Source organism: Marinobacter maritimus (assembly GCF_007671675.1).
Lineage (GTDB): Bacteria > Pseudomonadota > Gammaproteobacteria > Pseudomonadales > Oleiphilaceae > Marinobacter > Marinobacter maritimus.
Genome location: NZ_VCGW01000006.1, coordinates 150198 through 172138 on the forward strand (window position 1 = coordinate 150198; position 21941 = coordinate 172138).

At 53.6% G+C, this 21941-nt stretch carries 26 protein-coding genes; all 26 read right to left on the minus strand.

Going from position 1 to position 21941, the window contains the following annotated elements; genetic code table 11:
* Window position 1 precedes the first annotated feature (1 nt).
* On the minus strand, window positions 2-190 hold the full coding sequence (rpmD, locus tag FFI90_RS18280) for a 50S ribosomal protein L30 (protein WP_144780213.1): 189 nt from the start codon (window positions 188-190) through the stop codon (window positions 2-4).
* A gap of 4 nt (window positions 191-194) precedes the next feature.
* The gene (gene rpsE / locus FFI90_RS18285) at window positions 195-695 is read right to left on the minus strand and encodes a 30S ribosomal protein S5 (protein ID WP_144780214.1); all 501 of its coding nucleotides are present in this window, start codon (window positions 693-695) and stop codon (window positions 195-197) included.
* 12 nt (window positions 696-707) lie between these two features.
* A complete protein-coding gene (gene rplR, locus FFI90_RS18290; protein WP_144780215.1) occupies window positions 708-1055 on the minus strand; it encodes a 50S ribosomal protein L18 in 348 nt (115 codons plus the stop codon).
* Between the two features lie 9 nt (window positions 1056-1064).
* A complete protein-coding gene (rplF, locus tag FFI90_RS18295; RefSeq protein ID WP_144780216.1) occupies window positions 1065-1598 on the minus strand; it encodes a 50S ribosomal protein L6 in 534 nt (177 codons plus the stop codon).
* Between the two features lie 9 nt (window positions 1599-1607).
* Window positions 1608-2000 (minus strand): 30S ribosomal protein S8, encoded by a 393-nt coding sequence (gene rpsH / locus FFI90_RS18300; protein ID WP_144780217.1) that lies wholly within the window; start codon window positions 1998-2000, stop codon window positions 1608-1610.
* A gap of 88 nt (window positions 2001-2088) precedes the next feature.
* On the minus strand, window positions 2089-2394 hold the full coding sequence (gene rpsN, locus FFI90_RS18305) for a 30S ribosomal protein S14 (RefSeq protein ID WP_144780218.1): 306 nt from the start codon (window positions 2392-2394) through the stop codon (window positions 2089-2091).
* Window positions 2395-2407: 13 nt separating this feature from the next.
* Window positions 2408-2947 (minus strand): 50S ribosomal protein L5, encoded by a 540-nt coding sequence (gene rplE, locus FFI90_RS18310; protein ID WP_144780219.1) that lies wholly within the window; start codon window positions 2945-2947, stop codon window positions 2408-2410.
* 15 nt (window positions 2948-2962) lie between these two features.
* On the minus strand, window positions 2963-3283 hold the full coding sequence (gene rplX, locus FFI90_RS18315; RefSeq protein WP_144780220.1) for a 50S ribosomal protein L24: 321 nt from the start codon (window positions 3281-3283) through the stop codon (window positions 2963-2965).
* A gap of 17 nt (window positions 3284-3300) precedes the next feature.
* Window positions 3301-3669: a 50S ribosomal protein L14 gene (rplN, locus tag FFI90_RS18320; protein WP_007154005.1), complete on the minus strand. Its 369-nt coding sequence runs from the start codon at window positions 3667-3669 to the stop codon at window positions 3301-3303.
* Between the two features lie 18 nt (window positions 3670-3687).
* Window positions 3688-3954, minus strand: coding sequence for a 30S ribosomal protein S17 (gene rpsQ / locus FFI90_RS18325; RefSeq protein WP_071267344.1), 267 nt, complete (start codon window positions 3952-3954; stop codon window positions 3688-3690).
* Window position 3955: 1 nt separating this feature from the next.
* On the minus strand, window positions 3956-4147 hold the full coding sequence (gene rpmC / locus FFI90_RS18330) for a 50S ribosomal protein L29 (RefSeq protein ID WP_144780242.1): 192 nt from the start codon (window positions 4145-4147) through the stop codon (window positions 3956-3958).
* Window positions 4147-4560 (minus strand): 50S ribosomal protein L16, encoded by a 414-nt coding sequence (gene rplP / locus FFI90_RS18335; RefSeq protein WP_072799767.1) that lies wholly within the window; start codon window positions 4558-4560, stop codon window positions 4147-4149. Before rplP ends, rpmC begins: the two co-directional genes overlap by 1 nt.
* A gap of 12 nt (window positions 4561-4572) precedes the next feature.
* On the minus strand, window positions 4573-5256 hold the full coding sequence (rpsC, locus tag FFI90_RS18340; protein ID WP_144780221.1) for a 30S ribosomal protein S3: 684 nt from the start codon (window positions 5254-5256) through the stop codon (window positions 4573-4575).
* Window positions 5257-5267: 11 nt separating this feature from the next.
* A complete protein-coding gene (rplV, locus tag FFI90_RS18345) occupies window positions 5268-5600 on the minus strand; it encodes a 50S ribosomal protein L22 (protein WP_096784144.1) in 333 nt (110 codons plus the stop codon).
* Window positions 5601-5617: 17 nt separating this feature from the next.
* Window positions 5618-5893 carry a 30S ribosomal protein S19 gene (rpsS, locus tag FFI90_RS18350; protein ID WP_096784145.1) on the minus strand — a complete coding sequence of 92 codons (276 nt, stop codon included), beginning with the start codon at window positions 5891-5893 and terminating at the stop codon, window positions 5618-5620.
* A gap of 23 nt (window positions 5894-5916) precedes the next feature.
* Complete coding sequence (gene rplB / locus FFI90_RS18355) at window positions 5917-6744, minus strand: 50S ribosomal protein L2 (protein WP_144780222.1); 828 nt, start codon at window positions 6742-6744, stop codon at window positions 5917-5919.
* 17 nt (window positions 6745-6761) lie between these two features.
* Window positions 6762-7055 carry a 50S ribosomal protein L23 gene (rplW, locus tag FFI90_RS18360; RefSeq protein WP_144780223.1) on the minus strand — a complete coding sequence of 98 codons (294 nt, stop codon included), beginning with the start codon at window positions 7053-7055 and terminating at the stop codon, window positions 6762-6764.
* A complete protein-coding gene (gene rplD, locus FFI90_RS18365; RefSeq protein ID WP_144780224.1) occupies window positions 7052-7657 on the minus strand; it encodes a 50S ribosomal protein L4 in 606 nt (201 codons plus the stop codon). Before rplD ends, rplW begins: the two co-directional genes overlap by 4 nt.
* 11 nt (window positions 7658-7668) lie before the next feature.
* A complete protein-coding gene (gene rplC, locus FFI90_RS18370; protein WP_144780225.1) occupies window positions 7669-8307 on the minus strand; it encodes a 50S ribosomal protein L3 in 639 nt (212 codons plus the stop codon).
* A 75-nt stretch (window positions 8308-8382) separates the two neighbouring features.
* Window positions 8383-8694: a 30S ribosomal protein S10 gene (gene rpsJ / locus FFI90_RS18375; protein WP_007350503.1), complete on the minus strand. Its 312-nt coding sequence runs from the start codon at window positions 8692-8694 to the stop codon at window positions 8383-8385.
* 186 nt (window positions 8695-8880) lie between these two features.
* On the minus strand, window positions 8881-10077 hold the full coding sequence (gene tuf, locus FFI90_RS18380) for an elongation factor Tu (protein WP_144780226.1): 1197 nt from the start codon (window positions 10075-10077) through the stop codon (window positions 8881-8883).
* A 35-nt stretch (window positions 10078-10112) separates the two neighbouring features.
* Entirely contained in the window at window positions 10113-12218 is a 2106-nt protein-coding gene (gene fusA / locus FFI90_RS18385) for an elongation factor G (protein ID WP_144780227.1), read from the minus strand.
* Between the two features lie 18 nt (window positions 12219-12236).
* Window positions 12237-12707: a 30S ribosomal protein S7 gene (rpsG, locus tag FFI90_RS18390; RefSeq protein ID WP_144780228.1), complete on the minus strand. Its 471-nt coding sequence runs from the start codon at window positions 12705-12707 to the stop codon at window positions 12237-12239.
* 115 nt (window positions 12708-12822) lie between these two features.
* Window positions 12823-13197, minus strand: a complete 375-nt coding sequence (gene rpsL, locus FFI90_RS18395; RefSeq protein ID WP_072799863.1) for a 30S ribosomal protein S12 — start codon at window positions 13195-13197, stop codon at window positions 12823-12825.
* Between the two features lie 162 nt (window positions 13198-13359).
* Window positions 13360-17574, minus strand: a complete 4215-nt coding sequence (gene rpoC, locus FFI90_RS18400) for a DNA-directed RNA polymerase subunit beta' (RefSeq protein WP_144780229.1) — start codon at window positions 17572-17574, stop codon at window positions 13360-13362.
* Between the two features lie 76 nt (window positions 17575-17650).
* Window positions 17651-21727, minus strand: a complete 4077-nt coding sequence (gene rpoB, locus FFI90_RS18405) for a DNA-directed RNA polymerase subunit beta (protein ID WP_144780230.1) — start codon at window positions 21725-21727, stop codon at window positions 17651-17653.
* Window positions 21728-21941: the final 214 nt, after the last annotated feature.

The window sequence follows — 21941 nt, forward strand, 5'->3', positions numbered from 1 at the left end:
CTTAGTTCTCCTCAACCTGCACCAGGTAATCTACCCGGTTGATCATGCCGCGAATTGAAGGTGTATCCTCAACTTCAACGGTGTGACCGATTTTACGAAGACCCAAGCCCTTTACACACAGTTTGTGCTTGGGCTGGCAGCCGATCGGGCTGCGGGTCAGAGTTACTTTTATCGTTTTTGCGTTAGCCATGACTTCAACCCAGAATCTCTTCGACGGATTTACCGCGCTTGGCTGCAATATCTTCAGGCGCCTGAGTGGCCTGGAGACCCTTGATGGTGGAACGTACCACGTTCACCGGGTTGGTAGACCCGTAACATTTGGAAAGTACGTTCTGAACACCTGCAACCTCAAGCACTGCACGCATCGCGCCACCCGCGATGATACCTGTACCTTCAGAGGCCGGCTGCATATACACCTTGGAGCCACCATGCTGGGCCCGCACAGCATACTGCAGGGTAGTACCGTCAAGCGGTATATCTACCATGTTCTTGCGTGCAGCTTCCATTGCCTTCTGAATAGCGACTGGCACTTCACGTGCCTTGCCGCGACCAAAGCCAACGCGTCCTTTCCCGTCACCGACAACACTCAGTGCGGTAAACGCAAAAACGCGACCGCCCTTGACCACTTTGGCGACGCGATTCACCTGAACCAGCTTTTCCTGGAGCTCAGGCGCCTTCTGATCGTTAACGCTCATCTTCTCCACCTCTTAGAATTGCAAGCCAGCTTCACGGGCTGCGTCGGCCAAAGCCTGCACGCGACCATGATAACGGTAACCGGAGCGGTCGAAAGCGACCTGCTCAACTCCTGCCGCCTTGGCACGTTCAGCAATCAGCTGACCGACCTTTTTGGCGGCATCCACGTTACCGGTTGCACCCTGGCGCAGTTCCTTATCCAACGTGGAGGCAGTGGCAATAATCTTACTGCCATCTGCTGACGTAACCTGAGCATACATGTGACGCGGCGTGCGGTGAACGCACAAACGTGTCGTACCCAGCTCACGGATCTTCATGCGCACTTTGCGTGCGCGACGCAATCTTTCGTTATTCGCGCTCATAGTCCCGCCTTATTTCTTCTTGGCTTCTTTACGTCTTACTTGCTCATCCGCATACCGAACACCTTTACCCTTGTAGGGCTCGGGTGGACGGAACGCACGGATTTCCGCAGCGACGTGGCCAACCTGTTGCTTATCGATACCGCGAATGACAACTTCCGTATTAGACGGAGTTTCAACGGTAATCCCCTCGGGCAGCTCATACTCGACCGGGTGAGAAAAACCCAGTGTCAGATTAAGCTTCTTACCTTGCGCCTGGGCCCGGTAACCTACACCGATAAGCTGGAGCTTGCGCTCGAAGCCAGCGGATACACCGGTCACCATGTTACTGACCAGCGCGCGGGTTGTACCAGCAAGAGCGCGGGACTGTTGGGCACCATCACGGGCAGCAAAACGAAGAACGTTCTCTTCCTGCTTTACTTCCACCGCCTGGTGAATTGAAAACTCAAGCGCTCCTTTGGAGCCCTTTACACTAATTTCCTGTCCGTTTAGCTTAACCTCAACACCGGAAGGCAGCACGACAGGATTATTGGCAACCCTGGACATGTGATTCTCCTAGAATACGGTGCAGATGACTTCGCCACCCACGCCGGCAGCACGTGCGGCACGGTCTGTCATTACGCCTTTGGACGTAGAGACAATCGCGACTCCCAAACCACCGGATACCTTCGGCAGCTCCCCTGTGCCCTTATACTGGCGCAGGCTCGGACGGCTAACCCGCTTGATCGACTCAATAACCGGCTTGCCGCCGAAATACTTCAGAGTGATCGTCAGCTCGGGCTTTATGTCAGCTGTAACGGAAAAATCCGCAACGTAACCTTCGTCCTTGAGGACTTGGGCCACAGAGATCTTCATTTTTGAAGACGGCATCGTAACGTCTGCTTTCGATGCCATCTGGGCGTTGCGTATACGGGTTACCATATCCGCAAGCGTATCTTGCATACTCATTGGTATGAGGCTCCTGATCTTTTTAGTTGTGCAGCGGCTTGCCGCACCGCTTACCAACAGGCACCTGACCGAAGTCAGGATACCTATCTTACCAGCTTGCCTTGGTCAGACCCGGAACGTCGCCGCGCATGCCGTACTCACGGAGTTTAATCCGTGAAAGTTCGAACTTGCGTAGCACGCCGTGGGGACGACCAGTCACCTGGCAACGATTACGAAGACGCGAAGGAGACGCATCACGAGGAAGCTGCTGGAGCTTCATCTGCGCTTCCCAGCGGTCATCATCGCTGGTATTTGGGTTTTTGATAATCGCCTTGAGCTCCGCGCGCTTCGCTGCAAATTTCGCAACGGTTTGCTCACGCTTCAGCTCACGGTTTTTCATGGAAACCTTAGCCATTACACTCGTTCCTTTATTTCTTGAACGGAAAACCGAAAGCTTTCAACAGCTCGCGACCTTCATCGTCGGTATCGGCATTGGTGGTAATGGTGATATCCAGACCACGGATCTTGTCGACTTTGTCGTACTCGATCTCAGGAAAGATTATCTGCTCACGTACACCCATGCTGTAGTTACCGCGCCCGTCAAAGGACTTGGGATTCAGACCGCGGAAGTCACGAATGCGGGGAACCGCAATGTGAACCAGTCGATCGAAGAAATCCCACATACGCTCACCGCGCAGGGTAACTTTACAACCAATCGGCCAACCTTCACGGATTTTAAAACCCGCTACAGATTTACGCGCCGTGGTAACAACCACTTTTTGTCCAGCCAGGCGTTCGAGATCTGCCACAGCATTTTCAATAAGTTTCTTGTCGCCAACTGCTTCGCCGACACCCATGTTCAGGGTAATCTTTTCGATACGCGGCACCTGCATAATGTTCTTGTAGCCGAACTCTTTCTGCAGGGCGGGTACCACTTCCTTACTGTACTGCTCTTTCATGTTAAGCATCGTAACCACCACCGCTTACTGGTTATCGACAGCTTCTTTCGTAGCTTTGAAGATCCGCGTTTTCGCCCCGTCTTCCTTGATCTGGAAGCCAACACGATCGGCTTTGCCGGTCTGCGGATTAAAAATAGCCACGTTGGAAGCCTGGATAGGTGCTTCTTTTTCGACGATGCCACCTGGGGTGCCCAGCATCGGGTTCGGTTTGGTGTGCTTCTTCATCATATTGATGCCAGAAACAATCACTTTGCCGTCGTCCTGAACTTTCAGAACTTTACCACGTTTGCCTTTATCTTTCCCCGTGGTGACGATTACTTCGTCATCTCGTTTGATCTTTTTCATAACCGGCCTCTGGTCCTTTAAAGTACTTCGGGTGCCAGTGAGATAATTTTCATGAACTTCTCATTTCGCAGTTCACGGGTAACCGGTCCGAAGATACGGGTACCAATGGGTGCGTCCTGATTGTTCAGAAGTACAGCCGCGTTGCCGTCGAAACGGATCAGCGACCCATCGGGACGGCGAACACCCTTGCGGGTGCGCACTACTACAGCCTTCAGGACCTGGCCCTTCTTCACTTTACCGCGGGGGATGGCTTCCTTGACGGTCACCTTGATAATATCCCCTACGCTGGCGTAACGCCGGTGTGAACCGCCCAGGACCTTAATGCACATCACCTGACGCGCACCGCTGTTATCCGCGACTTCAAGCATTGTCTGAGTCTGAATCATGGTTGTTCTCCGGGCGATTTACACCTTGGATGCATGTTCAGTGACTTCCACCAGGGCCCAGCTCTTGGTCTTGGAGACCGGACGGGTTTCCTGAATGGTCACAGTGTCACCGATATTGCATTGGTTGCTCTCATCGTGAGCGTGGATCTTGGTTGAACGCTTCATGTACTTACCGTACAGAGGGTGCTTTACCTGACGCTCGACCAATACCACGATGGATTTCTCCATCTTGTTGCTCACGACCTTGCCGCTAAGAGTTCTGGCAGTTTGGGTAGCTTCGGTCATGTCACTGTCCTGCCTTTTCGTTCAAAACTGTTTTCACACGAGCAATATCGCGTTTCACCCCGGCGAGAAGGTGAGACTGATTGAGCTGACCTGTCGCCTTGCGCATGCGCAGGTTGAACTGCTCCTTCAGGAGGTCGATCAGCTCCTTGTTCAGCTCCTCGGCTGATTTTTCACGCAGCTCTGTTGCTTTCATCACATCACCGTCCTCGTTACGAAGGTGGTCTGTACCGGCAATTTGGCCGCTGCGAGTGTGAAGGCTTCGCGTGCAACATCTTCAGCAACGCCTTCCATCTCGTAGAGCATACGGCCTGGCTGAATTTCCGCCACCCAATACTCAACAGAACCCTTACCTTTACCCATACGTACTTCAAGCGGCTTACCGGTGATCGGCTTGTCCGGGAAAACCCGGATCCAGATCTTACCACCCCGTTTGATCTTACGTGTCATCGTACGACGTGCCGCTTCAATCTGGCGCGCAGTTATACGCCCACGGCTCGTCGCTTTCAATCCGTATTCACCGAAGCTCACCTTGTTGGCGCGGTGAGCAAGACCGGTGTTACGGCCTTTCATTACCTTGCGAAATTTGGTGCGTTTTGGTTGCAGCATAAGATTGCCCCTTTACTTAGAACCTTTCTTTCCAGAGGCTTTCTTGTCAGCACGGACTTGCTCCATACCACCAAGAATCTCACCTTTGAAGATCCATACCTTGACGCCGATTACGCCGTAAGTGGTATTCGCTTCATAGGTTGCGTAATCAATATCTGCACGCAATGTGTGCAGCGGAACACGACCTTCGCGATACCACTCGGAACGCGCAATCTCAGCACCCCCGAGACGACCACCAACCTGAATCTTGATACCCTTGGCACCTTGGCGCATGGCATTCTGAACCGCACGCTTCATAGCGCGACGGAACATCACACGACGCTCCAACTGGCCGGCAACGTTTTGCGCTACCAGGCGAGCATCCAGATCCGGCTTGCGGACCTCTTCGATGTTGATGTGCACAGGCACGCCCATCATCTCGCCGACTTCACGACGCAGACGGTCAACATCTTCACCCTTTTTACCGATAACAATACCGGGGCGGGCAGTATGGATCGTGATACGGGCGTTCTGAGCAGGGCGCTCGATCACAATCTTGCTAACAGACGCCTTCACCAGACGCTTGTCGAGGAATTCGCGAACCTGAATATCGTTCAACAGGTTTTTTGCGTATTCCTTTTTATCGGCATACCAGACTGAGTTGTGCTCTTTAATCACACCCAGGCGGAAGCCGATCGGATTTACTTTATGACCCATCTGAGCATCTCCTACTTGTCGGCGACCTTGACGGTGATATGGCAGGTGCGCTTCATGATTCTATCAGCGCGCCCCTTGGCTCGAGCCTTGATTCGCTTGAGCGTCGGGCCTTCATCCACCATAACGGTGGAAACCCGCAGTTCGTCAACGTCCAGACCTTCGTTGTGCTCAGCGTTGGCGATAGCGGACTCAAGAGCTTTCTTGATAATCACCGCCGCCTTCTTAGGGCTGAAAGTCAGAATGTTCAGGGCGTCCTCAACAGCCTTGCCGCGGACCTGGTCGGCGACAAGACGTGCTTTCTGAGCTGAGAGGCGAGCGCCCTTGTACTTGGCTGCTACTTCCATTTCTATTCCCCTCACAATCAGCGTTTAGCTTTCTTGTCGGCCGAATGGCCACGATAAGTACGCGTCGCCGCGAACTCACCCAGTTTATGTCCGACCATATCTTCGGTTACATAAACCGGCACGTGTTGCCTGCCGTTGTGGACTGCAATGGTCAAACCTACGAACTCTGGGAAGATCGTTGAACGACGCGACCAGGTTTTGATCGGTCGCTTGTCGTTCGCTTCCAGAGCTGCTTCGACCTTCTTCAACAGATGCAGGTCTATAAAAGGACCTTTCTTTAAAGAACGTGGCACAGCAATTACCTCTATGTAGTCGTTTACTTGGCTGAACGACGACGTACTATCATTTTATCAGTACGTTTGTTCTTACGAGTCTTATGCCCTTTGGTCGGAACACCCCACGGAGTAACCGGGTGACGTCCGCCAGAGGTACGCCCTTCACCACCACCATGCGGGTGGTCAACTGGGTTCATAGCAACACCACGTACTGTTGGACGCTTGCCACGCCAACGTGATGCACCCGCTTTGCCAAGCCGCTTGAGACTGTGCTCACTATTGGAAACTTCACCCAACGTGGCACGACAATCTACAAGCACCTTACGCATTTCACCTGAGCGCAGGCGGATAGTCGCATAAGCGCCTTCCCGAGCAACCAGCTGTACGGATGCGCCCGCGGAGCGAGCCAGCTGTGCACCTTTACCAGGCTTGAGCTCAACGCAATGGATCACAGAACCCACTGGGATATTCCGCAGCGGCAATGTGCTTCCCACCTTGATAGGCGCGTCGATTCCTGAGCGCACAGGCTCACCGATCTGCATACCTTTGGGAGCGATAATGTAACGACGCTCGCCATCGGCGTACTTGATCAGCGCGATGTGCGCAGAGCGGTTAGGATCGTACTCAATGCGCTCAATTGTCGCAGGAATACCATCTTTGGTCCGCTTGAAGTCAATGATACGGTAGTGCTGTTTATGACCACCACCAACATGACGGGTTGTAATGCGGCCAGCGTTGTTACGGCCACCCGACTTGCTTTGTGATTCGACCAACGGTTCGTAAGGGCGCCCTTTGTGCAAATCCGGGTTGTAAAGCTTTACAACGTGACGGCGTCCGGCAGATGTTGGTTTGGTTTTGACGATCGGCATATTACGACCCCTTTACCTTATTCCACATCCAGAAAATCGATGTCCTGACCTTCAGCCAGCTTTACGTAAGCCTTACGAATGTCATTACGCTTGCCGAACCCGCGGGCGGTGCGCTTAAGCTTGCCCTTACGATTCAGAACCTGAACACCTTCTACGGTGACGTTGAACAGCTGCTCAACGGCTTTTTTGATCTCGGGCTTGGTGGCATCCGGGGCAACCCGGAATACGACCTGACCGTGCTCGGCCACCAAAGATGCTTTTTCCGATACGTGAGGTCCCAGCAGAACCTTGTAGATACGTTCCTGATTCATCCCAGCATCTCCTCGATTTTCTTCAGAGCGGGAACAGTCACCACGACCTTCTCGTGCGCAACAAGGCTAACCGGATCCAGACCTGCAACATCACGCACATCGACGTGAGGAACGTTGCGAGACGCCAGATGCAAGTTATGCTCAAGGCTCTCGGACAGGATAAGAGCATTACTCACGCCGAGATCAGACAGCTTGGCGATAAACGCCTTGGTCTTGGGCGCATCGATGGCGAAATCATCAACCACCACCAACCGCTCCTGACGTACCAGCTCGGAAAAAATGGAGCGCATTGCAGCGCGGTACATTTTACGGTTTACCTTTTGCTCGAAGCCGCGAGGCTTGGCAGCAAAGGTAACACCACCGGAGCGCCAAATCGGGCTGCGGATAGTACCTGCACGGGCACGACCTGTGCCCTTCTGACGCCAGGGCTTCTTACCGCCACCACTGACTTCTGAACGGGTTTTCTGAGCCTTGGTGCCCTGACGGCCAGCAGCCATATAGGCCACAACCACCTGATGAACCAGTGCTTCATTAAAATCTTTTGCGAAAGCAGCTTCGGAAACCGTAATTCCCTTGCCGCTACCTGTAATAGTCAATTCCATCGAACCGCTCCTCAGGCTTTAACAGCAGGCTTGATGACAACATCGCCGCCAGTTGCGCCAGGTACGGCACCACTAACCAGCAAAAGGTTGCGCTCAGCGTCGACACGGACAATTTTCAGGTTCTGAACAGTCACCTGAACATTACCCATCTGGCCCGCCATCTTTTTGCCTTTGAATACCTTGCCCGGAGTCTGGTTCTGACCAATGGAACCCGGTGCACGGTGAGACAGGGAGTTACCGTGGGTAGCATCCTGCATGGCAAAGTTCCAGCGCTTTACACCGCCCTGAAAGCCCTTACCTTTGGATGTCCCGGTAGCGTCAACAACCTGGCCGTCTTCAAAGACTGACGCAGTAATTTCGCCGCCGGCGGCCAGATCTTCACCTTCGCCGTCTGCCAAACGAAATTCCCATACGCTACGACCCGCTTCAACACCGGCTTTTGCGAAATGACCTGCTGCACTCTTATTAACACGAGAGGAACGACGCGAACCCACAGTTACTTGAACTGCGCGATAGCCATCGCTTTCTAGAGTCTTGAGCTGAGTGATGCGGTTGGGCTCAACCTCGATCACCGTTACGGGCAACGCTTGCCCGTCTTCCGTAAAAATACGGGTCATACCGGCCTTGCGACCGACAATACCAATTGCCATGTTTCACCTCTAAGTGTACGGGGCTCTCACCCTCTATGGCCTTAGGACAGTTACACGGGTTAATACCTGGCGGTATTAACCGAGGCTGATCTGAACGTCTACACCTGCTGCCAGGTCCAACTTCATCAAAGCATCTACTGTCTTTTCCGTCGGCTCAACAATGTCGAGCAAACGCTTGTGTGTGCGAATCTCATACTGATCGCGCGCGTCTTTGTTAACGTGCGGAGAAACCAGAATGGTAAACTTTTCCTTGCGCGTAGGCAGAGGAATGGGTCCACGCACCTGAGCGCCGGTCCGCTTAGCGGTATCGACAATCTCCTGCGTAGACTGGTCGATAAGGCGATAATCAAACGCCTTCAACCGGATCCGAATCTTTTGGCTTTGCATGTTGCACCAAACTCCACTCGTAGCAGCTACTATTAGCCGACCTTCAAAAAAGGAGCCGCATTGTATGCATAATACCCAACCCTGTCAACAAACATAGCTCGTGACCGGAGGGGGAGAAGCGGTTGCGACTGAAACGGAAAAAGGGGCTGATCGAATCAGCCCCTTTTTCCTGATGCAAAGAGTGTTTTACTCGATGATCTTTGCGACTACGCCGGCACCAACGGTACGGCCGCCTTCGCGAATCGCGAAGCGCAAACCATCTTCCATGGCGATCGGAGCAATCAGCGTTACTTCCATCTTCACGTTGTCACCCGGCATAACCATTTCCACGCCTTCCGGCAATTCGCAGGAACCGGTTACGTCGGTGGTACGGAAGTAGAACTGTGGGCGGTAGCCCTTGAAGAACGGAGTATGACGGCCGCCTTCATCTTTGCTCAATACGTACACTTCGCACTCAAACTTGGTGTGCGGCTTGATGGTGCCTGGCTTACACAGAACCTGACCACGCTCAACATCGTCACGCTTGGTACCGCGCAGCAGTACACCAACGTTCTCGCCTGCACGACCTTCGTCCAGCAGCTTACGGAACATCTCAACACCGGTGCAGACAGTCTTGACGGTATCCTTGATACCAACAATCTCAACTTCCTCACCAACCTTGACGATGCCGCGCTCTACACGACCGGTCACAACCGTACCACGACCCGAGATAGAGAATACGTCCTCAATCGGCATCAGGAACGGCTGATCAATGGCACGCTCAGGCTCAGGGATGTACGAATCCAGAGCTTCTACCAGCTTCTTGACTGCGGTAGTACCCATCTCGTTATCATCTTTGCCTTCCAGCGCCATCAACGCAGAACCGGTGATGATCGGCGTGTCGTCAGCCGGGAAATCATAAGCTTCCAGCAGGTCACGAACTTCCATCTCGACCAGCTCAAGCAGCTCTTCATCATCGACCATGTCCGCCTTGTTCAGGAACACAACGATGTAAGGAACGCCTACCTGGCGGGACAGCAGGATGTGCTCGCGGGTCTGCGGCATGGGGCCGTCAGCTGCCGAGCAAACCAGAATCGCGCCGTCCATCTGCGCAGCACCCGTGATCATGTTCTTCACATAATCCGCGTGGCCCGGGCAGTCTACGTGGGCGTAGTGGCGATTAGGAGAATCGTACTCAACGTGAGAGGTCGCAATGGTAATACCACGCGCACGCTCTTCCGGTGCGTTATCGATCTGATCAAATGCACTCGCAGAACCCGTGCCCCAAACTTCGTGGCATACACGAGTCAGAGCAGCGGTCAGAGTCGTCTTACCATGGTCTACGTGACCAATAGTGCCCACGTTCAAGTGCGGCTTCTTACGCTCAAATTTAGATTTAGACACAGTTACACCTCTTCCTGTTACTTAAGTCCTGGGTATCAACCCTTTTTAATAATTGCTTCGGCAATGTTGTTTGGCGCTTCCGCGTAACGCGAAAATTCCATCGCGTAAGACGCACGACCCTGAGTTGCAGAGCGCAGATCGGTTGCATAGCCAAACATTTCCGACAACGGAACCTCGGCGCGAACAATCTTGCCGGATACACTGTCATCCATACCCTGAATCAGGCCACGGCGGCGGTTCAAATCACCCACCACGTCACCCATGTAATCTTCAGGCGTTACAACTTCAACCTTCATCATCGGCTCAAGTAGAGCCGGGTTCGCTTCCAAAGCGCCTTTCTTCATCGCCATGGAGCCCGCAACCTTGAACGCCATTTCATTGGAGTCCACATCGTGGTACGAACCATCGTACAAGGTTGCCTTGATACCCAGCAGCGGATAGCCAGCCAGACAGCCATTCTGCATCTGCTCCGAGATACCCTGCTGAACCGCGGGGATGTACTCCTTGGGAACAGCACCACCAACGATCTCGTTCACGAAGATAAAGTTTTCGGCATCTTCCTGGTCCAGCGGGAGCGGATCAATCCTGACTTTTACGTGACCATACTGACCACGACCACCAGACTGACGAACGAACTTGCCTTCGACATCTACAGACTTGCGAATACACTCACGATACGCAACCTGCGGCTTACCGATATTGGCTTCCACCTTGAACTCACGACGCATACGGTCGACAAGAATATCCAGGTGAAGCTCACCCATCCCAGAGATGATCGTCTGACCGGTCTCTTCGTCTGAGCGCACACGAAATGACGGATCTTCCTGAGCTAGCTTGCCCAGCGCCACACCCATCTTTTCCTGGTCGGCCTTGGACTTCGGTTCAACAGCTACCGAAATAACCGGCTCGGGGAACTCCATGCGCTCAAGAATGATCTTGTGGTTTTCATCGCACAAGGTGTCACCCGTGGTGACGTTCTTCAGGCCGATTGCCGCAGCAATGTCGCCCGCAAGAACTTCCTTGATTTCTTCCCGATCGTTGGCATGCATCTGAACCATACGGCCCACACGCTCTTTCTTGCCTTTGACCGAGTTATAAACTGCGTTACCCGACTCCAGCGTGCCAGAGTAAACGCGGAAGAACGTCAATGTACCCACAAACGGGTCGGTAGCAATCTTGAATGCAAGCGCCGCAAATGGTGCCTTGTCATCAACAGGACGGGTCTCTTCGGTTCCGTCTTCGTCCACTTCACCGCGGATCGCTTTTACTTCATCCGGAGCTGGCAGATATTCGATGACCGCGTCCAGAACTGCCTGAACACCCTTGTTCTTGAAAGCGGAGCCGCAACACGCCAGAACAATTTCGTTGGCGATTGTGCGCGAGCGCAAACCTTTCTTGATCTCTTCGAGGGTGAGCTCACCTTCTTCGAGGTACTTTTCCATGTACTCTTCGTTGGCTTCGGCAGCAGCTTCCACCAGGTGCTCGCGATAAACAGCAACTTCCTCAGCCATATCTTCAGGAATATCACCCAATTCGTAGGTCATACCCTGATCATCGCCATTCCAGTAAATCGCCTTCATGCGAAGCAGGTCGACAACACCGTTGAAGTTCTCTTCAGCTCCAATCGGCAATTGCAACGGAACCGGAGCAGAACCCAGGCGAGTCTTGATCTGATTAACCACACGCAGGAAGTCAGCGCCGGCACGATCCATCTTGTTGACGAACACCATCCGCGGGACTTCATATTTGTTGGCTTGGCGCCATACAGTTTCAGACTGCGGCTCGACACCGGAGGAACCACAGAAAACAACCACAGCACCATCAAGAACCCTCAGTGAACGCTCAACTTCGATAGTGAAGTCAACGTGGCCCGGGGTATCAATCACGTTGATACGGTGCTCTTCGAACTGTTTATCCATACCCTGCCAGAAGGTAGTAACAGCCGCTGAGGTAATGGTAATACCCCGCTCCTGCTCTTGCTCCATCCAGTCAGTAGTAGACGCGCCATCATGGGTCTCGCCCATCTTATGACTACGACCTGTGTAGTAAAGAATACGCTCGGTCGTGGTTGTTTTCCCCGCATCCACGTGCGCAACGATACCGATATTTCTGTAACGTTTAATAGGAGTTTTGCGTGCCACTTTATAAACCTCGGCTGTTTAGAAACGGAAGTGAGAGAACGCCTTGTTGGCTTCTGCCATGCGGTGTACATCTTCACGCTTCTTAACAGCTGCACCCTTGCTGTCAGCGGCATCAAGAATCTCACCAGCAAGACGCTGCGCCATGGACTTCTCGCCGCGCTTCCGTGAAAAATCTACGAGCCAGCGCATAGCCAACGCGTTCTGACGGGAAGGCCGTACCTCGACAGGCACCTGGTAAGTAGCACCACCCACACGACGGGACTTAACCTCAACCATCGGCTGGATGTTCTCCAGGGCCTTCTCGAACATGTCGATCGGCTCTTCTTTGGACTTCTCGGCAACAATTTCCAGAGCACCATAAACAATGCGCTCTGCAACCGCTTTCTTACCACTTTCCATTACGTGGTTGATGAACTTGGCAAGACGCGCACTAGCGAACTTCGGATCCGGGATGATTTCCCGCTTAGCTGCAACTCTTCTTCTAGGCATCGATAAGCCCTTATGTAATTAAAAGGTCTTCAGGAACCCCTGAGATAGCCAGTGGCTACTCAGCCTTACTCTTACCGTTCTGACAAGCAACGATAAAAGATACCCGCTCGGGATATCAGGATTTGGGACGTTTTGTACCGTACTTGGAGCGACCCTGCCTACGGCTCTGCACACCCTGGGTGTCCAGTGTTCCGCGAACAGTGTGATAACGCACACCCGGAAGGTCTTTTACTCGACCGCCACGGATAAGCACAACACTGTGCTCCTGAAGGTTGTGGCCTTCACCACCAATGTATGAGGAAACCTCGAAGCCGTTGGTCAGACGAACACGACACACTTTACGCAGTGCTGAGTTCGGCTTCTTCGGCGTTGTAGTGTAAACACGAGTGCACACACCACGGCGCTGAGGACATGCCTGAAGAGCAGGAACATCGCTCTTGGCTACCTTGCGCTTACGAGGCTTACGCACCAACTGATTAATCGTTGCCATGTAAGCAAACTCCAAAAAACCATATCAATGAAACTTACCCCCAGTGAAGGGGGTAAAATTTAAGGGACGCAAGTTTAAGCCCGCGCCCCCCGACAGTCAAGATGACTGATCTCTTTTTAACCACCTCCGCATAAGTAACTACACGGAGATGGTCCACCCAGCTCAACCTCCGCGGTTGAGTTCGGCGCTCAGAGCTTCTTCAACGTCTGCGGCAGTAACACCTTGCTCTTCAAGCTCGCGCTTGCGTCGACGCTCGGCGTGATAAGCCAAACCGGTTCCCGCAGGAATCAGTCGACCAACCACAACGTTTTCTTTCAGGCCGCGCAGGTAATCACGCTTACCTGTAACCGCGCCTTCGGTGAGTACACGGGTTGTTTCCTGGAACGAGGCCGCAGAGATGAACGACTCCGTCGCCAAGGAAGCCTTGGTGATACCCAGCAGCAGACGCTCGAACCTTGCGGGTTCTTTGTCAGCAGCATCGGCCGCTTCGTTAGCTTCAAGCACCCGGTTGATCTCAACAGAGTCGCCAGAAATCATCTGGGTGTCGCCGGGGTCAGTGATTTCCACTTTGCGCAGCATCTGACGCACGATCACTTCGATGTGTTTATCGTTGATCACTACGCCCTGCAGACGGTATACATCCTGGATCTCGTTGGTAATGTACTTCGCCAACGCTACCACACCCAGCAGACGCAAAATGTCGTGCGGGTTGGATGGACCATCGGAGATCACCTCGCCTTTCTCAACCGTTTCGCCTTCGAATACGTTCATCTGACGATGCTTCGGAATCAGAACCTCATAGGGATCTGCGTCTTTCGGCGTAATCACCAGGCGTTTCTTGCCCTTGGTTTCCTTGCCGAACGAAATCATACCGCTGATCTCGGCCAGGATGGACGACTCCTTGGGACGACGCGCTTCAAACAGATCAGCAACCCGTGGCAGACCACCGGTAATGTCACGTGTTTTAGAGCTCGCCTGAGGAATACGGGCAACCACGTCACCCAGCTCGATGCGCGCGCCATTGGCCATAGTCACCAGGGCGTTTGCCGGCATGAAGAAAATCGCCGCGCCACCACCAGGCAAATCAACGTCGTTACCTGCCTCGTCTACCATCTGGATGGCCGGACGAATGTCTTTACCAGCCGCCGGGCGCTCCTTCGGATCGATGATTTCCATGGTCGACAAACCAGTCAGTTCGTCGGTCTGGGTGCGCACGGTAATGCCTTGATCCATGTTGACGAACTTGGCTGTACCTTCGGCTTCCGCAATGATCGGGTGAGTGTGTGGATCCCACTTGGCCACCACAACGCCCGCCTCAACGTTATCGCCGTGCTTCACAGAAAGCACCGCGCCATAAGGCAGTTTGTACCACTCACGCTCACGACCCTGATCGTCAGCGATTGCCAGAGCAGAAGAACGGGAAATAACAACCAGTGAGCCGTCTGTTTTCTCGAGCGATTTCAGGTTATGCAGGCGAACCGTACCGCCATGCTTGACCTGAATATTGTCTACCGCAGAAGCTCGGCTCGCAGCACCACCAATGTGGAACGTACGCATGGTCAGCTGGGTTCCCGGCTCACCAATGGACTGGGCAGCGATAACGCCCACTGCTTCGCCAACGTTCACACGATGTCCGCGTGCCAGATCGCGACCGTAACACTTGGAGCAGATGCCATGACGAGTCTCACAGGTGATCGCAGAACGCACCCATACTTCGTCCACACCCGCGCCTTCAAGCGCCTCAATCGTTTTCTCATCCAGCAAGGTGCCGGAAGGAACAACGGCATTATCCTTGTCAATCGGAGTAAACGCATCCCGGGCAGTAACACGGCCCAACACACGAGCACCCAGAGGCACAACCACGTCGCCGCCTTCAATGTGAGGCGTCATCAGCAGGCCTTCTTCGGTACCGCAATCTTCTTCGGTAACCACCAGGTCCTGCGAAACGTCAACCAGACGCCGAGTCAGGTAACCGGAGTTAGCGGTCTTCAACGCCGTATCAGCCAGACCCTTACGGGCACCGTGAGTCGAGATAAAGTACTGAAGTACGTTCAGGCCTTCACGGAAGTTGGCGGTAATCGGCGTTTCGATGATGGAGCCGTCCGGCTTCGCCATCAGACCACGCATACCGGCGAGCTGACGAATCTGCGCTGCAGAACCCCGAGCGCCGGAATCCGCCATCATGTAGACAGAGTTGAAAGACTCCTGCATCAGGTCTTCGCCGTCTTCACCTTTGATAGGCTTGCCATCAGCACCAATAACTTTTTCTTTGGCCAGGCGCTCCATCATGGCCTTGGAGACCTTGTCGTTGGCACGCGACCAGATGTCGATAACCTTGTTGTACTTCTCGCCCTGGGTCAGCAGACCGGACGCGTACTGGGTTTCGATATCTTTTACTTCCTGGGAAGCCGCGTCCACGAGCTCGTACTTCTCCGGGGGAATTTCGAAGTCGTTAAAGCCGATCGAAATACCTGAAACCGTCGCGTAGTGATAGCCCATATACATGAGCTGATCCGCGAAGATAACCGTTTCTTTCAGGCCGGCATCCCGGTAGCAAGTGTTGATCAGGTTCGAGATTGCTTTCTTGACCATCGGCTTGTTGACCAGGTCATAGGAAAGGCCGTCCGGAACAATATCAAACAGCAAAGCGCGACCGACCGTGGTGTCCACGATCTTGTACTCTTCAGTACGCTCGCCGCTTTCAAGAATGGCAACCTCCTTAACGCGCACCTTGACGATGGCCTGGAGGTCTACCTGGCCCGCACCGTAGGCACGATGAGCTTCCTTGACGTCCGCAAACACCATGCCCTCGCCAAGCGCGCTCTTGCGCTCACGGGTCATGTAGTAGAGGCCAAGTACAACGTCCTGGGAGGGTACGATGATCGGCTCACCGTTAGCTGGCGACAGGATGTTGTTGGTCGACATCATCAGCGCACGAGCTTCAAGCTGAGCTTCCAGCGTCAACGGTACGTGTACCGCCATCTGGTCACCGTCAAAGTCGGCGTTGTAGGCCGCACAAACCAACGGGTGCAACTGGATCGCTTTACCTTCGATCAGTACCGGCTCGAACGCCTGGATACCCAAACGGTGCAACGTCGGCGCACGGTTAAGCATGATGGGGTGCTGGCGAATCACTTCGTCCAGAATATCCCAGACTACGCCTTCTTCCCGCTCAACCATTTTCTTGGCGGCTTTGATTGTCGTCGCCAGGCCCCGATGCTCAAGCTTGGAGAAAATAAACGGCTTGAATAGTTCAAGAGCCATTTTTTTCGGCAGGCCGCACTGATGCAGGCGCAAATATGGGCCTACAACGATTACGGAACGACCGGAGTAGTCAACGCGCTTACCCAGCAGGTTCTGACGGAAACGACCTTGCTTACCCTTGATCATATCTGCCAGAGACTTCAGCGGACGCTTGTTGGTGCCGGTAATGGCACGACCGCGACGGCCGTTATCCAACAGCGCGTCTACTGCTTCCTGCAGCATGCGCTTTTCGTTGCGCACGATGATATCCGGAGCGTTCAGCTCAAGCAGTCGCTTGAGGCGGTTGTTCCGGTTGATCACGCGGCGATACAGATCGTTTAGATCAGATGTGGCAAATCGGCCACCATCCAACGGCACCAGCGGGCGCAGGTCGGGCGGCAGAACAGGCAGCACGGTCATAACCATGTCGCCCGGCTTGTTGCCGGAATACAGGAAGGCCTCAAGTATTTTCAGGCGCTTGCTGAATTTCTTGATCTTGGTCTCGGAGTTGGTCTGGGGAATTTCCTCCCGCAGTGAGTCAACTTGCTCCTGAAGATCAATGCCTTCAAGCAGCTCTTTAACGGCTTCAGCGCCCATCCGGGCATCAAACTCGTCGCCGAACTCTTCCAGAGCTTCGTAATACTGCTCATCATTCAGCAGTTGGCCACGTTCAAGCGTGGTCATACCCGGGTCGATCACAATGAAAGACTCGAAGTAGAGCACGCGCTCGATATCGCGCAGCGTCATGTCCAGCATCAGACCGATACGGGACGGCAGTGATTTCAGGAACCATATATGAGCGACCGGGCTGGCCAGCTCAATGTGCCCCATGCGCTCACGGCGAACGCTTGCCAGTGCGACTTCAACACCACACTTTTCGCAGATAACACCACGGTGCTTGAGGCGCTTGTACTTGCCGCACAGGCACTCATAGTCCTTGATCGGGCCGAAGATTTTGGCGCAGAAAAGGCCGTCACGCTCTGGCTTGAACGTACGGTAATTAATGGTCTCAGGCTTCTTAACTTCACCAAAGGACCAGGAACGGATCATGTCCGGTGACGCCAATCCAATACGGATAGCGTCAAATTCCTTGCTTTGGTTCTGGCTCTTGAGAAGATTCAGCAAATCTTTCATCAGTAAAAGCTCCGCATGGCGTTAATCTCGGGCGGGCACACGAAGTGCCCGCTCACGCTGCCAAAAACAATTCGGCTCACTCAGATTCCAGCTCGATGTCGATACCCAGCGAACGGATTTCCTTGACGAGAACGTTGAAGGATTCCGGCATGCCGGGCTCCATACGATGATCACCATCCACAATGTTCTTGTACATCTTGGTCCGGCCGTTCACATCATCAGACTTGACGGTGAGCATTTCCTGCAGCGTATACGCTGCACCGTAAGCCTCAAGGGCCCACACTTCCATCTCACCGAAGCGCTGACCACCGAACTGCGCCTTACCGCCCAGCGGTTGCTGGGTCACAAGACTGTACGAACCAGTGGAACGGGCGTGCATCTTGTCATCGATCAGGTGGTTGAGTTTGAGGATATACATATACCCCACAGTCACCGGGCGATCGAAGGAGTCACCTGTACGGCCATCGTAAAGTTTGGTCTGGCCGGTGGTGCTCAACCCTGCCAGTTCAAGCATGTGCTTGACTTCGGATTCCTTGGCGCCATCAAACACCGGTGTGGCCATAGGAACACCGCCACGCAGGTTGTGACACATCTCCTGAATTTCCTTGTCATTCAGGGAATCCAGATCCACTTTGAACACTTCGTCGGAGTGGTTGTAGATCTCATCAAGCAACTTGCGAAGCTCGGCAACCTTACGCTGCTCGTCAAGCATTTTGCCGATGCGCTCACCGAGCCCTTTGGCAGCCGCACCCAAATGGGTTTCCAGCACCTGACCAACGTTCATCCGTGAAGGAACGCCAAGCGGGTTCAGGACGATGTCAACGGTATTACCGTGCACATCGTACGGCATGTCTTCGATCGGCATGACCGCGGAGATAACACCCTTGTTACCGTGACGGCCGGCCATCTTGTCGCCAGGCTGGATACGGCGCTTGATTGCAAGATAGACCTTAACGATTTTCAGGACACCCGGTGCAAGGTCATCACCTTGCTGGAGCTTGCCTTTTTTATCGTCAAAGCGCGCATCGTGTTCTTTCTTGCGCTCCTCAAGGCCCTGCTCGGATTTCTCCAGCAGCTCATTGAGACCTTCATCCTGCATGCGCAGCTTGAACCAGTCTGAACGTGGAAGCTCTGTAAGATAGCCTTCCTCCAGGCTGGCGCCCTTTTTCAGGCCCGGACCACTGATCACAGACTGGCCTTTCAGCGCGCTCAGCAGACGCTCGAACGTTGCACCCTCAACAATACGGTACTCGTCCTTCAGATCTTTGCGGTACTGATCCAGCTGCTCTTTCTCAATTGCCTTGGCACGCTGATCTTTCTCGATACCGTCACGGGTAAAGACCTGTACATCGATGACGGTACCGCGGGTGCCAGTCGGCACGCGGGAGGAGGTGTCTTTTACGTCAGACGCCTTCTCACCGAAGATTGCCCTCAGCAGTTTTTCCTCCGGGGTCAGCTGGGTTTCACCTTTCGGTGTTACCTTGCCGACCAGAATATCGCCAGGACCTACTTCAGCACCGATGTAAACAATACCGGACTCATCCAGTTTGGATAGCGCGCTCTCACCGACGTTGGGAATATCCGCGGTAATTTCTTCACTACCCAGCTTGGTATCCCGAGCCACACAGGTCAGTTCCTGAATGTGGATAGTAGTCAGGCGATCTTCCTGAACCACCTTCTCGGAGATCAGTATGGAGTCCTCAAAGTTGTAACCGTTCCAGGGCATGAATGCGATGCGCATGTTCTGCCCGAGAGCCAGCTCACCCAGATCCACAGAGGGACCGTCAGCCAGCACGTCCCCGCGGGCAATGGCATCACCCTGGCGAACGATGGAACGCTGGTTGATACAGGTATTCTGGTTCGAACGGGTGTACTTGGTGAGATTGTAAATATCCACACCTGCGTCGCCCGCTTCGGTTTCCTCATTGTTGACGCGCACCACGATACGGGCAGCATCAACACTTTCTATCACACCGCCGCGGCGTGCAGTCACACAGACGCCAGAGTCCTGAGCTACTGTGCGCTCAACACCGGTGCCAACCAAAGGCACCTGGGAACGCAGTGTCGGAACCGCCTGACGCTGCATGTTCGCACCCATCAGAGCCCGGTTAGCATCGTCGTGCTCCAGGAACGGAATCAGCGATGCTGCTACAGATACAACCTGACGCGGAGACACATCCATGAAGTTAACGCTTTCAGGAGGCATAACCGTTGTTTCGTTCTGGTGACGTACCGTAACCAGCTCGTCCATCAGGCGCTTGCCATCGTCCATCGCGGCACTTGCCTGTGCGATAACGTAGGTGCTTTCTTCTATCGCCGACAGATACACCAACTCATCGGTTACTACGCCATCCACAACCTTCCGGTAGGGGCTCTCAAGGAAGCCATAAGAGTTGGCGCGCGCGTAAGTCGCAAGTGAGTTGATCAAACCGATGTTCGGGCCTTCTGGCGTTTCGATCGGGCACACACGACCATAGTGCGTCGGGTGAACGTCACGAACCTCGAATCCGGCACGCTCACGGGTCAGACCACCTGGTCCGAGTGCCGAGATACGGCGCTTGTGAGTTACTTCAGACAGAGGGTTGTTCTGATCCATGAACTGAGACAGCTGGCTGGAACCGAAGAATTCCTTGACCGCGGCCGCAACGGGCTTGGCGTTGATCAGGTCCTGAGGCATCAGGCCTTCACTTTCGGCAAGACTGAGACGCTCACGAACTGCACGCTCTACACGAACCAGTCCGACGCGGAACTGGTTTTCAGCCATTTCACCCACGCAACGCACACGGCGGTTACCCAGGTTATCGATGTCATCTACGTTGCCCTGACCATTACGAATGTCGATCAACGTCTTGAGAACATCGATTATGTCTTCGTGAGTCAGCGTACCTTCACCGATGCTTTCTTCACGGCGCAGGCGACGGTTAAGCTTCATCCGGCCAACCGCAGACAAGTCGTAACGCTCTTCAGAGAAAAACAGGTTGTTAAACAGGTTCTCTGCTGAATCCTTGGTGGGCGGCTCTCCCGGACGCATCATCCGATAGATCTCAACCAGTGCTTCAAGTGGGCTACGGGTCGGATCGATACGCAGGGTATCGGACATGAAGGGACCGCAATCCAGATCGTTGGTATAGAGCGTCTCAATGTCGGTGACACCAGAATCCAGGATTTTGGTGACAATCTCTTCGCTCAGCTCAGCATTACACTCAACCAGGATCTCGCCAGTGGATTGATCCACCATATCCTTGGCCAAAACGCGGCCATATAGGTACTCGGTAGGAACCTCGAGTTCATTGATCCCGGCTTTTTCCAACTGCTTGATATGACGGGCCGTGATACGACGACCTTCTTCAACAATCAGCTTGCCTTCGTTATCCTTGATATCGAATGTCGCAATATCGCCACGAAGACGGCTCGGAACCAACTCCAGCTTGCAAGTTTCCGCCCCCAGCGTGAACTTACTGGTATCGAAGAACATTTCCAGCATTTGCTCGGAGGTGTAACCGAGCGCACGCAGAAGAATTGACGCGGGCAGCTTGCGCCGACGGTCAATACGAACAAAAACGGAGTCTTTGGGATCGAACTCGAAATCGAGCCACGAGCCACGGTAAGGAATCACCCGGGCCGAATACAGCAGCTTGCCGGACGAATGGGTCTTACCTTTGTCATGATCAAAGAACACACCGGGAGAGCGGTGGAGCTGGGAAACGATAACACGCTCGGTACCGTTAATAACGAAGGTACCATTCTCGGTCATCAGGGGCATTTCGCCCATGTAGACTTCTTGTTCCTTGATATCCTTGATCGCCTTATTGGACGACTCCCTATCATAAATGATAAGGCGGACTTTAACTCTCAGCGGCGCCGCATAAGTAACGCCCCTAAGCTGGCATTCCTTGACATCGAATACTGGCTCACCAATGCGGTAGCTCACGTATTCGAGCGCAGCATTGCCAGAGTAGCTGGCAATCGGGAATACGGATTTGAATGCTGCATGAAGACCGGTTTCCCGACGGTCAACAGGGGCGGCTTCCATTTGCAGGAAGTCCCGGAATGAATCCAGCTGAATAGACAGCAAATAGGGGACATCCATCACGGAAGGCAATTTACTAAAATCTTTGCGAATCCGCTTTTTTTCAGTGTAGGAGTAAGTCATCTGCATTCCCCAGCTTTAGACCTGATACCTGGTATCAAGAAGCAACCAATGTTTTGCTTCGGGGCCGAATTGCTCGGCTTATCGCGCCGTCTTGAACAAAGACTCTGGTATACGGTTAAAGATCTGACACCAACCTGAAAACACATACCAGACTCCATAGCATATACAACAGAAAAAGGCCGGTGGCACAAAGCCACCAGCCTGTCTACGCTTG